The following is a 13,120-nucleotide window of genomic DNA, read 5'->3' on the forward strand; positions in this document are numbered from 1 at the left end:
GCGCAGGAATCCCGCGATACCGCGAGCGCGGACCCCGCGAGCCCTCGCGGCGCTCACTCCGCCGCCAGCCCCACCTTCGCCTTCGCCCACGATCGTCCGCGGGTGTCCTTGAGGATGTCGTACTCGACGTCGACGTGCGGCTCGATCGCGCTGTACTTGTCGTTCGGGGCACCGATGACGAGCTGGAAGCCCAGGCCGCGCCACGCGCCGATCGCGCGCTTGGTGAAGTGCGCGTCGGCTTTGATGAGTGCCTCGTCGAGGAACACCGGGGCGTACCGCGGCCGCTCGGAACCGGCATCCCCGAGTTGGTAGCGCAGAGCAGCGCCGACGATGAAGGCGATGAGCTCCTGCGACTCGCCTCCCGACTTCTCGCCGATGTGGTCATAGAGGGCGACGTGCTCGCCGGTGTCGGCGCGGAAGCGCTCGGCGCTGACCCGCACGTGGTTGCGCACGTCGACGAGGTCGGCGAAGTCGGGTGCGGTCGGCCGGATGCGGCCGATGAGCCGCGCCATCCGCCCGTACACGGCTTCGCGCTCCTCATCCGATGAGGCGGCGTCGATCGCGGCTCGCACGTCGCGGAGCTCCCGGCGGAAGCGCTTGCGCACCTCCGACTGGCTCTCGCGCGGCACGATCTGCAGCCGGTGCTCGTCGTCGTAGAACGGCAGGTCCCGCATGATGTCGTTGATCGGCGCAATCCGCTCGCGGATCTCGCGCAGGGCCCGGGTGAGAGCGGAGTCGAGGCTCGTGAGGTCGTTGCCCGACAGGCGCAGCAAGGAGTCGCGCCACTCCGCCTCGAGCTCGTGCAGCCCGCTGGCTTCGAGATCGGCGAGGATCCGCTCGAAGTCGCCGAGCGACTCGTCGGGGTCGGCGAGCAGGTTCGGGCTCGGCCACCGGTCGGTGAACGCGGTCATCGTGCGGCGGAGGCTCTCGCGCTGGTCGGCCCACGTCTCCTGCGCCGCACGCTGCTCCTCGAGCAGACGCTTCGACGCCGACTCCAGGGCCGCGTCGAATCGGGCGAGCTGCTGTGACGGCGTGGCGTCGGACGAACCGGGCGCCACGAAGAGGCTGTCCAGATAGCCCGCTTCGTCGTCGGTGAGCGTGAGCCCCGCGTCCTCGGCGTGTTCGAGACGCACGTGCGCGGCATCCACGTCGTCGGTGATCTGCGCCCACCGCGCCGCGAGCGCCTGCTGCTCGGTCTTGGCCCCGCCGATCTCTTCGCGCAGACGCGCGGCGCGGGCACGGGTGCCCGAGATCTGTTCCTGCAGTTCGGCGATCCGCGGGTTTCCGGCGGTGATCTCGACGATCGTCTCGTTCCAGCGGTCGAGTTCGCGCTGGACGGATGCCACGTCGACCTGGTCCCAGGTCAGGTCCTCGATCTTCTCGTACGCGCCGCGCCGGTCGTCGAACGCGTCGAGCGCGGCCGCGGCTTCGTCGACCGCGGCCTTGGCGGCGGTCAGATCCCGGCGCATCGTGACGATCTGCTCGCCGAGCTCTGTCAGCCGCACGCGGGAGGAGAACCCGAGAACGCTGTGACGGATCGACCCGCCGTGAGCACCGCGCGCGCCCTGGCTCGTCTGCCCCGAGATCGTCAGCGCCATGCGGTGCCGCGACAATTCGGCCGCGGCATCCACGCAGACGAAGGCGAACTGCTGATCGAGCCGGTCCTGCAGCCACCCGGTGAAGGGGGAGCGCCGGTACTCTAGGCGCCCCGGCAGCGTCGCGGGGTCGAGCCCGGTGCGCTCGGGCAGGTCGGTCGACACGCCCTCGAACCGCAGGCGCTCCGACAGTCGAACGCCGTCGATCGCGGAGCGGAAGGATGCCAGGTGTGCGGCATCCACGAGCAGCGTCGTCGCGAATCCGCCCAGGGCGAGCGTGAACGCCCCGCGCCAGGGCTCGAACTCGGTGCGGACGTCGACGAGCTCGGCGACGAACGGCAGCTCGGCGGCGGTCAGCCCGGCGGCCTCGGCCAGCGCCTCACGGGCCTCGTGCAGGCGCGGGGGGATGTTGTCGTCGCGGGTCTGCGTGCGCCGGTGTTCTGTCTCGAGGGCGGACAGCTGCTGGCGCAGATCGGTGTGCCGGCTGCTCGCGGCGACGAACGCGTCGCGCACGGCGGCCTTCGCATCCGCGTCGCCCAGGGTCTGCCGGGCCTCCTCGACGAGCGCGGCGAACTGCTTCTCGGACGACACCTCGGTCGACAGCACCGCGAGCGCCGCTTCGAACCGCTCGCGGTCGCGCTGCATGCCGGCGAGGCGCCGCTCGAGGTTCCGCAGCTCGCGCTGGGCGGCGTCGAGTCGATCGCCGCCGGCCGCGCGCAGCACGTCGCCGAGCCCCTCGCGCTCCGCTTCGGCGGCGTCGGCGAGGGCCTGGCGTTCGCGCACGAGCGCATCGGTGGCGTGCGTACGATCACGCAGCTCGGCCTCGACGGCGCCGAGCAGGTCGACCCGGCGCTGGGCGCGCCAGAGCGAGGCGCGCGAGTCGGGGTCGCCGAGGCGCCCGAGCGCGTCGATGAGGCGCAGGCGCTCGGCGGCGTCGTCGATGCGTGTCTTCATCCCGCGGATGGGCTGCAGCGCCCGCACCTGCTGGCGGGCTTCGAGCATGCGCGTGCGCGTCGATTCGAGGCCGTCGAAGTGCGTGACGACGGCGTCGGCGACCGCGAGCGTCTCGGGCTCCTCGAGCACCATGCGCTTGTACAGGTCGTCGACGGTGGTGATCTGCTGACCGGCCTGGATGCGCGCGAGCAGGCTCATCGCCTTCGTCCCCGCTCCCGCCGCCCCGATGCCGAGAACCGCGTGCAGCCGCGCCGAGAACTCGCGGTCGGTCGCGAGGGTGTCGAGGCCCGTGGCCCGTACCGCGGAGTCGGAGAGGTGGCTCTGTGCCGCCCGCTCGAGCTGGCGCAGGTCGAACGCGCCGTGCACGCTCGCGCGCACCTTGACGGCGTCGTCGAGCGTGCGGGCGGCGGCGGGGAAGTACCAGGCCCGCACCGCGGTGAACCGTGCGCCGTCGTGGTCGGCCCAGGTCATGCCGATCGCGGTCCACGTGTCGACGCCGTCGCCGCGCAGCACCCGCACCTTCGTGCCCTCGTCGGTGCGCGACTCGTCGAGCTTGCCGCGGCCGTACGAGAGGATGTTGCGCTGCTCCTGCCCGCGCGGCCGACCCACGACGGCACCGTTCGAGGCGCCGTTGAAGGGGGTCGTGTGCGGCATCATCAGCGCGACGTACGCATCCATGAGGGTGGACTTGCCCGAGCCCGATCCGCCGCACAGCAGCGTCGCGGTCGGCGCGAAGCGCACGCGGTGCGTGCCGTCGTATCCGCCCCAGTTGATCAGCTGCAGGTCTTCGGCGACCCACTGCTGCCCGCGGGAGGCGGCGGGGATCAGCCCGAACAGCGTCTCGAGCATGGTCATGCGCGCTCCTCCTCGAGGATTCCGGATGCCACGGCGTCGGCGTCGTCGGTCAGGGGCGTCGGGGTGTCGGCATCCCGTGTCTGCTCCTCCAACCACCGCTGCAGATCGCGCAGCACCTCGGCGCTGAGCACGATCTCGATGAGCGGCCCGATGCGGTAGCGCCCCTCGGACTCCTCCTCGATGATGCCCTCGCGATCGAGACGGGCGATGGCGGTGCGGACGGCGCGTTGCTGGCTCGCGCGCGTGCCATCCGTTTCGCTGAAGTAGGTGAGCACGGTCTGCTCCACCTCTTCGACGTCGACGCGGGCGGATGCCGTGCCCGCGGTCGTCTCGCGCTGGAACACCGTCCGCAGGTACACCAGCACCAGCGTCTCGGCGCGCGAGTACGCCTCGTCCTTCAGCAGGATCGGCACGTCGACGTCGTCGCTGCGGACCTGCTCCTTGTACGCGACCCCGCGGGCGTGGTCGACGACGAGGCGCACGAACAGGTCGTTCAGGCGCGACTCGATCATCTGCTGATGCTCGAGCAGCAGCTTCCACTCGGCGGGGGAATTCTCTGCGACGAGGAAGCGGCGCTGCAGAATGCGCACGAGCACGCGCCGCACGTCGGCGTCGAGGATGCCGCGATCGCCGGCGAACAGCGCGTCGGGGTCGTTCTCCATCGCCACCGGGGCGATGAAGGCGGGGGTGTCCGTGTCAGGGGCGGACGGGTCGATGTCAGTCATCGGCATCCGTTTCTGTGGCAGTCGGGGGTTCCGCGTCCGAGACGCGGGCGGGCGCAGCGGTGACCGCGCCGAAGGCGAAGCGCCGGGTGGTGCCGTCGGGGCGCACGGCCTCGACGATCGAGACGTCGTCGGTCTCGACCAGGCCCTCGCGGTGGACGATCTCGAGCAGACCGACGAGGTCGACCGGGCGCCGGGTCTCGGCATCCGCTCCCGCGAAGGCCGTCGCGAGGTCGAAGCCACCGGGAAGCGTGGCCACGTACGCCTCCAGCTCGGCGTAGTGCGGGCCGCCCCACGCGCGCGTGTCGGCGTTCACGAACTCGACGTCGGAGTCCCCGGATGCCAACGGCTCCGGCGCCCCGGGAGGACGCACGTCGCTGAGGGAACGACGCAGGTGCCCGATGTCGGCGAGGGGGAGCGTCCGCACGGGCTCGACGCGGCCGGGGGAGCGGGTCTGGCTCCAGCGGTGCAGCCCCGCCATGACCGAGCGCAGCAGGTCGTCGACGTGTCGGTCGCGGATCGGGTCGTGTGTGCGCACCTGCGCGGTGATCACGTGCGAGGCCCGCCGCTGGGCGGTGAGCACCTCCTGCACGCCGGCCTCGACGCGGCGCGCGATCGCGTCGAGCTCTCCGCGCTGCTCGGGGGTCATCAGGCGCGAGAACGGCTGGGTGAGCACGGCGTGCAGCTGGTCGGTGAGGTCGTCGATGTCCTCGGGGTCGCCGATCAGGCGCAGCGCGCCCTGGAACGCCCGACCCTCGGGGGTCGCCTGCATCACCTGACGCCCGCGCTCGAGGTACTCGCGCAGCACCTCGCCGGTGGGACGCACGTCGCGACGCAACTCGGCGACCACGTCGCGCTGCATCGCGGCGATCGACTCGGCCACGCGCGAGAAGTCGGCGGGGAGTTCTCGCGCGAGGTGGATGACGTTCTCGGCCTCTTCGAGCAGATGATCGTCGTCGAGCGGTTCGACGACGCCCTCGTCGAGGGCGGCGATCTCGGCGTCAAGGGCCGCTCTCTCTTCGAGCAGCGCCTCGCGGCGACGACCGGGGTCGCTCTCGGCGTCGCGCGCGAGCCGGTCGACGGCATCGAGTAGGGTCCGCACGCGAGAGCGCGAGACGCGCGCGCGCCCGCCGCCGGCGCGACCGGCGATCTCGAGGGCGCCGACCGCGTGCGCCGAGAGCCGGTACACCTCGACGTCGTCTTCGATCTGCAGACCGAGCCACCCCACGCGCACCCACCCGCGGCAGATCTCTCGAGCGGAACCCGCGGGGATCCGCCGGTCATCGTCGGTGTCGATGCCCGCCGCGCGCAGCTCGTCGATCGCCTCGGCCACCTCGACGTGGGCGTCGGCGACCGCGACGGCGGGTCGGTCGGGGGTGAAGACGATCGACAGCACCGCGACGACGAACGGCGCGAACCGTCCGTGCAGCAGGTCGAGCGTCGGGTTCTTGAACGCCGTTACCGAGCGCAGGTACGCGGCTTCGGTTCGGGTGCTGCTCACTGGCTGAAGTCTACCGGCGGCACGGCGCGCGCCGTGGCGCGGTCCGTGGAGGGTCGATCACTCGCCCGCGCACTCGTAGAGGGTGGCGCCGGTGACCTTGTTGACCTCGCCGCCCTCCTTCGACTGGCTGAAGTCCCACTCCTTCACCTCGTGGCATCCGGGGCCGGTCGCCACGCGTCTCACCGGGTCGCCTTCGGGAGCACCGGATGCCACGACGAACAGTCGCGCGTGGCCGCTGAGGACCATCTGCTCGAGGTCGTCCGTCGTGAACACGGGCACGTGTCCGCTGTAACCGCCGTCGGTCAACACGCTCGCCCCGGTGGCGTCGATCACTTGCGACGACAGGGCCCACGAGTCGGTGACGAAGAGCGGCGTGCCGTTCTCTCCGCCGCCGTGCTGACGAGCCGCCGCCACCATCTGCGTGACCGCCGGGCTCATCTGCGGGGTTCCGCCCCAGATCGAGGGGGACGAGACCGTGAACGTCTCATCGGGGTGGCCGCCGCGCGCGGTGACACCGACGTACGCGTCACCGCCGCTGCCGTCGCGCGCGTCATCGAGCACCTGCAGGCTGGTCGCCACGGGCAGGCAGAGCAGGGCCACGGCGAGCGCGGCGGGGGCGACCCGTCGCAGGTGAGACAGCGTCCCCCGCATCGGCAGCGCGGCGAGTGCGCCGACGACCAGCCCGGTCCCGCCGATCGCGACCGCGGGCACGAGGAGGACCGCGGGAAGCCGCGCTCCGCCGATCAGGACGACCCACCACACCGCCTGCACGGTCACGACGGCGGGCAGCACGAGGCGGAGGTGTCGGCGCGTCGAGCGCAGGAGGCGCGCACCCTCCCGCCACGCGATGGCGACGAGCAGCACAGTCGGGACGCCGAGCGATGCGACGTAGGCCGTGTGCGGTACGCGCGTGACCGTGAGGACCGCCGCTGCGGTCGCGAACCACGTCGCGGCGACGACCACCAGAGGAAAACGCGCGACGGACACCGGCGTGCCGGGGCGGCCGCGTCTGGGCAGGTACCGCCAGAAACCGAGGGCGATACCCGCGAGAGCCGCCGGGTACAGCCAGCCGATCTGTGTGACGAGCGGCAGTTCCACCAGTTTGGTGAGCGTCGGCGAACCCCCCGAGCCGGAGGGGGCCGGCGTGGTGAGCGCGTGGCCCAGAGCGGCGAGGGTCGCGCCCAGCCCGCCCGCCGAACTCGAGGCGCCCACCGACCCCGGCACCGCTCCCGGGGCGAGGCGGTCGAGGCCGTTGTATCCGAAGACCATCGCGAAGATGTCGTCGTTCGTCGAGCCGTCGACGTAGGGGCGCGCATCGGCCGGCACGAGGGCGAAAACGGTGATCCAGGCGACGGATGCCACGACGGCTGCGCCCGTGACGACTCCGGCGCGGACGAGGCCGCGGCGCCACCCGGGGGTCGCGGCGAGCGTGCCCGCGACGAGGGCGGGAAGGAGGAACCACGCGGCCATCATCTTCGCCTGGAAGCCCACGCCGATGAACACCGCACAGACCGCCAGGGGCCACCATCTGGCGGTGAGCACCGCGCGCTGCCACCACACGAGGGCGACGGCGAGGGCCATCGTGAGCAGTCCGTCCTCCATCGGGTGGGCGAACATCGACACGAAGATCGGCGTCGAGGCCGCTGCGGCGGCGGCGAGCAGCCCGGCGCCGCGTCCTCCCCAGCGCAGTGCCAGCACCGCGCACGCGACGATGGTCACGACGCCTTCGATCACCTGGGGGAGGGCGATGGCCGAGATCGACATCCCGAACAGCCGGATGCTGAGCGCCTGGGGCACGGCGAAACCGCTGAGCTTGTCGAGGGTGACCGTGGCATCCGGATCGAACGCTCCGAAGAAGAGCGCATGCCAGGACTGCGACATCGACCGGGCCGAGGCCTCGTAGAACGAGAAATCACCGCCGCGAGCCAAATTCCAGCCGGTCAGCACGACGAAGCCCGCGACGATCAGCGTCAGCGAGATCCGCGCCCACCAGGGTTCGCGCCACCAGCGCGCGAGGGGGGCGGAGAACGGCACGGTCCACAGCATCGACCTTCCGGTGCGGGCGATCGTATGCGCGAGGTATCAGTCTGCTGTGACGCGGGAAGCACTCAAGTAGGGGGGACCGAAGGGTGGGGTGCGCAGGAACTGGGGTGCGTCGGTTCGTCACGGCCCGTCCACGGGGCGGCCGCGACACCCCTGCAGAAGGGATGCCGCGGCCGAGGCGATCAGACCTCGGAATGAGGCCCGGGGACGGTCTTGTTCACCCCGGTCACCGGCTCGTTCTCGTCGAACGAAGCGATCGGTCGACGGAAGCCGCGCGTGAGGATCACGAGGTAGATGACGCCGAGCGCGGTCCAGATCAGCCCGCCGATGAGGGCGTGCATGTCGAGGTTGACCCACAGCAGGCCGGTGAGCAGCATGCCGATGCCGGGCATCACGATGTAGCGCAGGATGTCGCCGGGGGTCTTGTGCAGGCCCTTGCGGACGGCGAACCACGCGATCACCGAGATGTTCACGAACGTGAAGGCGATGAGCGCGCCGTAGTTGATGTACGCCGCGATCTGCTCGAGCGTGAACTCGATCGCCAGCAGGCTCACGAGCCCCACGATGACGATCGAGAACGTGGGGGTGTGCGTCTTGGGGTTGATGAAGCCGAAGACTCTCCGCGGCAGCACGTTGTTGCGCCCCATCACCATGAGCATGCGCGACACCGATGCGTGCGAGGCGAGCCACGAGGCGAGCGTCGCCGCGAAACCGGCCGCGGTGAGCACCGCCTGCAGCACGGGGCCGCCCACCTGCACGCCGATCTCGGGCAGCGTGCTGTCTTCGATCGCCTCCTGCGGGAACGCGGTCGAGTCGGGGAAGCGCAGCTGCGTCACGTACGAGGCGATGAGGAAGATGAGACCGCCGACGACGAGCGTCAGCACGATGGCGCGCGGCATGATTCTCGGGGTCTTGGCCTCTTCGGAGTACATCGACACCGCGTCGAATCCGATGAACGAGAAGCATACGACGGTGGCTCCCGCGAGCACCGCGCCGAACTGCACGTCGCTGTGGGCGAAGGGGGCGATCGACACGGGCGTGCCGGCTCCCGCGCCGCCGACGAGCTGCACGACGACCATGACGACGAAGACCGTCATCACGAGGATCGAGAACACGAGCAGCAGCATGTTGACGTTCGAGGTTCCGCGCATCGTCAGGTAGATGATGCCCGTCACACCCGCCGTGAAGACGACGACCCAGAGCCAGCCCGGGACGTCGGGGAACAGGGCTTCCATGTAGCTGCGCAGGATGAGCGCGTTCACCATCGGCAGCAGCATGTAGTCGATGAGCGCGGTCCACCCGACGACGAAGCCGACGCCCGGGTGGATGGACTCGCGCGCGTACGTGTAGGCGGAACCGGCGCTGGGGATGACGCGGACCATCTTCCCGTAGCTGATGGCGGTGAAGATCAGCACGACGAGCGCGACCGCGTAGGCGGCCGGGACGACGTTGTCCGTCTTCTCGGCGACGAGGCCGAAGGTGTCGAACACGACGGTCGGGGTCATGTAGCCCAGGCCCAGGCCGACGATGGACCAGAGCCCGAGCGTGCGGGCGAGCTTGGCGCTCGAGTGGGACGGGGCCGCCGAGGCGGCGAGGTTCTCGTTCGTGGCTCCTCCTGGAGGGTGCGGGGCGCGACGTCGTCGCGACCGGAGATGGTGTCGGGTACAGCATCGAGAGCACCGCTCGCGGGTGGGAGCGGGAGTACCGGCGGGGGTGGTGCCGGGAGAGCGGCGGGCGCCGCCGGTGGAGCGGGAGGGATGCCGACAGGGGTGGCGCCGGCATCCCGAGGTCAGAGGCGGGTCCAGGCCTCGGTCAGGACGGAACGGAGGATCTGTTCGATCTCGGTGAACTCGCCGGGGCCGATCGTGAGGGGCGGGGCGAGCTGGATGACGGGATCGCCCCGATCGTCTGCGCGACAGTAGAGTCCGGCGTCATACAGGGCCTTCGAGAGGAAGCCGCGCAGCAAGCGCTCGGATTCGTCGTCGTCGAAGGTCTCTTTCGTCGCCTTGTCTTTGACGAGTTCGATGCCGAAGAAGTATCCGTCGCCGCGCACGTCGCCGACGATGGGCAGGTCCAGCAGCTTCTCGAGCGTCGAGCGGAAGACGGGGGAGTTCGTGCGGACGTTCTCGAGCAGCCCCTCCTCCTCGAAGACGTCGAGGTTCTCCAGCGCGACCGCGGCCGACACGGGGTGTCCGCCGAACGTGTAGCCGTGCGGGAAGGTCGCATCGCCGTGAGCGAAGGGCTCGTACACCCGGTCGCTGACGATCGTGCCGCCCAGAGGCGAGTAGCCGCTCGTGACGGCCTTGGCGAACGTGATCATGTCGGGTTGGTAGTCGTAGGCCGTGGCGCCGAAGTAGTGGCCGAGGCGGCCGAAGGCGCAGATGACCTCGTCGGAGACGAGCAGGACGTCGTAGCGGTCGCAGATCTCGCGCACTCGTTGGAAGTAGCCGGCCGGGGCGGGGAAGCAGCCGCCCGCGTTCTGCACCGGCTCGAGGAAGACGGCCGCGACGGTCTCGGGCCCCTCGAACTGGATCATCTGCTCGATGCGGTCGGCGGCCCACACGCCGAACTCTTCGGGGGTGCCGCCCCCGAACCCCGATTCCTCGGCGCGGTAGAAGTTCGTGTTCGGGACGCGGAATCCCCCCGGCGTCACGGGCTCGAACATGTGTTTCATGACGGGAAGGCCCGTGATGGCCAGGGCGCCCTGCGTGGTGCCGTGGTACGCGATGGCGCGCGAGATGACCTTGTGCTTGGTCGGCTTCCCCTGCGTCTTCCAGTACTGCTTCGCGAGCTTGAACGCCGTCTCGACGGCCTCGCCCCCGCCGGTGGAGAAGAACACGTGGTTCAGATCACCGGGGGCGAGATGGGCGATCCGCTCGGCGAGCTCGATCGCGGCCGGATGGGCGTACGACCACAGCGGGAAGAACGCCAGTTCCTCCGCCTGCTTCGCCGCGGCCTGAGCGATGCGTCGTCGGCCGTGGCCCGCGTTGACGACGAAGAGCCCGGCGAGACCGTCGATGTACCGCTTGCCCGCGGCATCCCAGATGTGGTGTCCCTCGCCTTTGACGATGATCGGCACCCCGGGGCCGTCCGTCATGACGGACTGCCGGGCGAAGTGCATCCAGAGGTGATCCCGGGCCTTGGCCTGGAGATCGGACTGCTGATCGGTGCCGAGAAGGGTCATCGCGTCCCCCAGTTGTAGAGCTGACGGTGGAGTTTGAGGTAGACGAACGTCTCGGTCGAGACGACGTCGGGCAGGGCTCGGATGCGGTCGTTGAGCAGATCGATGAGATCGTCGTCGCTCTCGCACACGACCTCGACGAGCAGATCGAACGAACCCGCGGTCGAGACGACGTAGGTGACTCCGGGAAGGTCCGCCATCGCGGTGGCCACGACCCGGGTGTCGCCAGAGACGCGGACGCCGATCATGGCCTGGCGCGCGAAGCCCAGCTGCATCGGATCGGTGACCGCGACGATCTGCAGTATGCCGGCATCCTGAAGTTTCTGCACGCGCTGGCGCGTCGCGGTCTCGCTCAAGCCCACCGCCTTGCCGATCTCGGCGTAGGAGCGGCGCCCGTCCTCCTGCAGCTGCTCGACGATGGCTTTCGAGACGGCGTCGAGGGCGGTGTTGCGTTCGATCGGCGGGCTCATGATCGACGACGGTATCAGCGGAATCATCCGCATTACAGCGCTGGATCCGACGTTTACAGCCGCGTAATGGAGCGGAAACCGCGGTCCACGCGGAGTCGGTTCGAGGGGGCTCGTTGTCCCAGTACGATGACCGCGGGGGTGCACATGTCCGCACTGCGCACGAACTGGTCGTCCACGCGTCGCGTCCTCCGCCGCGCGGCGGCCTTCGTCGCGGGCGCGACGCTGGTCGCCGCGGGCGCGATCGCCTCTCCCGCATCGGCCGCGTCGACGCTACCGGGCTGGCTCTCGACCAACGGGTCGACGATCGTGACGGCGGCCGGTGCTCCGTTCACGATCAAGGCCGCCGCGTGGTTCGGGATGGAGACCTCGAACTGCGCTCCGCACGGACTGTGGTCGATCTCGCTCGACGACGGTCTCGCCGCGATCGCGGGCATGGGATTCAACGCGATCCGCCTGCCCTTCTCGAACGAGTGCCTCACCGCGAAGGCGTCGAACTCGATCAACGCGGCCGTCAACCCGGGATTGGTCTCGCTCACTCCGCTCCAGCTGATGGACACCGTCGTCGCCCGCGCCAAGGCCCACGGCCTCTCGGTGATCCTCGACCGGCATCGCCCCGATTCCGCCGCGCAGAGTGAGCTCTGGTACACCGCGCAGTACAGCGAGCAGCGGTGGATCGACGACTGGAAGATGCTGGCGGGCCGCTACAAGAACGAGCCCTCGGTCATCGGCGTCGACCTGCACAACGAGCCCCACGGCGCCGCCTGCTGGAACTGCGGCGACCCGGCACGCGACTGGCGCGCGGCGGCCACCCGCGCCGGCAATGCCGTGCTCGCGGTGAACCCGAACCTGCTGATCATCGTCGAGGGTGTCGAGCGCCAGAACGACGGGTCGAGCACGTGGTGGGGCGGCGGGCTGAAAGATGCGGGTGCCGCACCGGTGACCCTGGCGGTGAAGAACCGGGTGGTCTACTCCCCGCACGACTACCCCGCGAGCGTCTACACGCAGCCCTGGTTCTCGGCATCCGGCTATCCCGCCAACCTCGAAGCGGTGTGGGATGCCAACTGGGGTTACCTCGTGCGCAAGAACATCGCTCCCGTGCTGCTCGGCGAGTTCGGCACGAAACTCGAGACGGCCAGCGACCGCGCTTGGCTCGACGCGCTCGTGGGGTATCTCGCGAAGACGAAGATCAGCTACGCCTACTGGTCTTTCAACCCCAACAGCGGCGACACCGGAGGGCTCGTCGGCGACGACTGGCGTACGCCGCAGAGAGCGAAGCTCGCGGCTCTCGCGCCGATCCTGACACCGGCCGCGGCACAGGCACCGCAGCCGAACCCCGCGCCGACAGCGACTCCCCAGCCGACGCCGAAGCCCAGCGCTTCCGCGTCGACGACCCCGAAGCCCACGGCGACGCCGAAGCCCACGGCGACGCCGAAACCGGCCACGCCCAGCGCGTCGCCCACGCCCACCGTACAGCCGGGGGCGAGTTCACCCGCCGGCATCACCGCCGCGTGGGTTCCGCAGAGCACGTGGGGCGAGGGATACGTCGCCGAGGTCACGGTGACGGCCACCGGGCCGGTCAAGAAGTGGTCCGTGTCGTTCGACGCCCCCGATACCACCGCGGTGTCGAACGCGTGGGGCATGAGCTGCTCCGTCGCCGCGGGCCGGGTGACGTGCACCGGTCGCGACTGGGCGGCTGCGCTCGCGCCCGGTCAGACCGTGCGGGTGGGTCTGCAGGCCGCGGCCACGCGAGCGCCATCCGCTCCGACGCTCACCGTCTCGGCATCCTGAGTCGCCTCCGC

Annotated in this window: 7 protein-coding genes and 1 pseudogene; 1 reads left to right on the forward strand and 7 read right to left on the reverse strand. The window is 70.4% G+C overall.

Annotated features, from left to right (window positions below):
- Positions 1-53: 53 nt before the first annotated feature.
- The 7 genes and pseudogenes from MTE01_RS03450 to MTE01_RS03480 form a co-directional block, all read right to left on the reverse strand.
- Positions 54-3,404 carry an ATP-binding protein gene (locus MTE01_RS03450; RefSeq protein ID WP_141375700.1) on the reverse strand — a complete coding sequence of 1,117 codons (3,351 nt, stop codon included), beginning with the start codon at positions 3,402-3,404 and terminating at the stop codon, positions 54-56.
- Positions 3,401-4,135 carry a DUF4194 domain-containing protein gene (locus MTE01_RS03455; protein ID WP_371861590.1) on the reverse strand — a complete coding sequence of 245 codons (735 nt, stop codon included), beginning with the start codon at positions 4,133-4,135 and terminating at the stop codon, positions 3,401-3,403. The genes MTE01_RS03450 and MTE01_RS03455 overlap by 4 nt, the downstream gene beginning before the upstream one ends.
- On the reverse strand, positions 4,122-5,627 hold the full coding sequence (locus MTE01_RS03460) for a DUF3375 domain-containing protein (protein ID WP_141375702.1): 1,506 nt from the start codon (positions 5,625-5,627) through the stop codon (positions 4,122-4,124). Before MTE01_RS03460 ends, MTE01_RS03455 begins: the two co-directional genes overlap by 14 nt.
- A gap of 57 nt (positions 5,628-5,684) precedes the next feature.
- A complete protein-coding gene (locus MTE01_RS03465) occupies positions 5,685-7,661 on the reverse strand; it encodes an ArnT family glycosyltransferase (RefSeq protein ID WP_246077953.1) in 1,977 nt (658 codons plus the stop codon).
- Positions 7,662-7,852: 191 nt separating this feature from the next.
- Positions 7,853-9,208: pseudogene (locus MTE01_RS03470) on the reverse strand (APC family permease); the annotation flags it as partial.
- Between the two features lie 251 nt (positions 9,209-9,459).
- Positions 9,460-10,854, reverse strand: a complete 1,395-nt coding sequence (locus MTE01_RS03475) for an aspartate aminotransferase family protein (RefSeq protein ID WP_141375706.1) — start codon at positions 10,852-10,854, stop codon at positions 9,460-9,462.
- Complete coding sequence (locus tag MTE01_RS03480) at positions 10,851-11,321, reverse strand: Lrp/AsnC family transcriptional regulator (protein WP_141375708.1); 471 nt, start codon at positions 11,319-11,321, stop codon at positions 10,851-10,853. Before MTE01_RS03480 ends, MTE01_RS03475 begins: the two co-directional genes overlap by 4 nt.
- Before the next feature lie 144 nt (positions 11,322-11,465).
- Here MTE01_RS03480 and MTE01_RS03485 point away from each other — a divergent pair, with 144 nt between their 5' ends.
- On the forward strand, positions 11,466-13,109 hold the full coding sequence (locus MTE01_RS03485) for a cellulase family glycosylhydrolase (protein WP_141375710.1): 1,644 nt from the start codon (positions 11,466-11,468) through the stop codon (positions 13,107-13,109).
- Positions 13,110-13,120 lie beyond the last annotated feature (11 nt).

It is taken from the genome of Microbacterium testaceum, from assembly GCF_006539145.1.
In the GTDB taxonomy this organism is placed as follows: domain Bacteria; phylum Actinomycetota; class Actinomycetes; order Actinomycetales; family Microbacteriaceae; genus Microbacterium; species Microbacterium testaceum.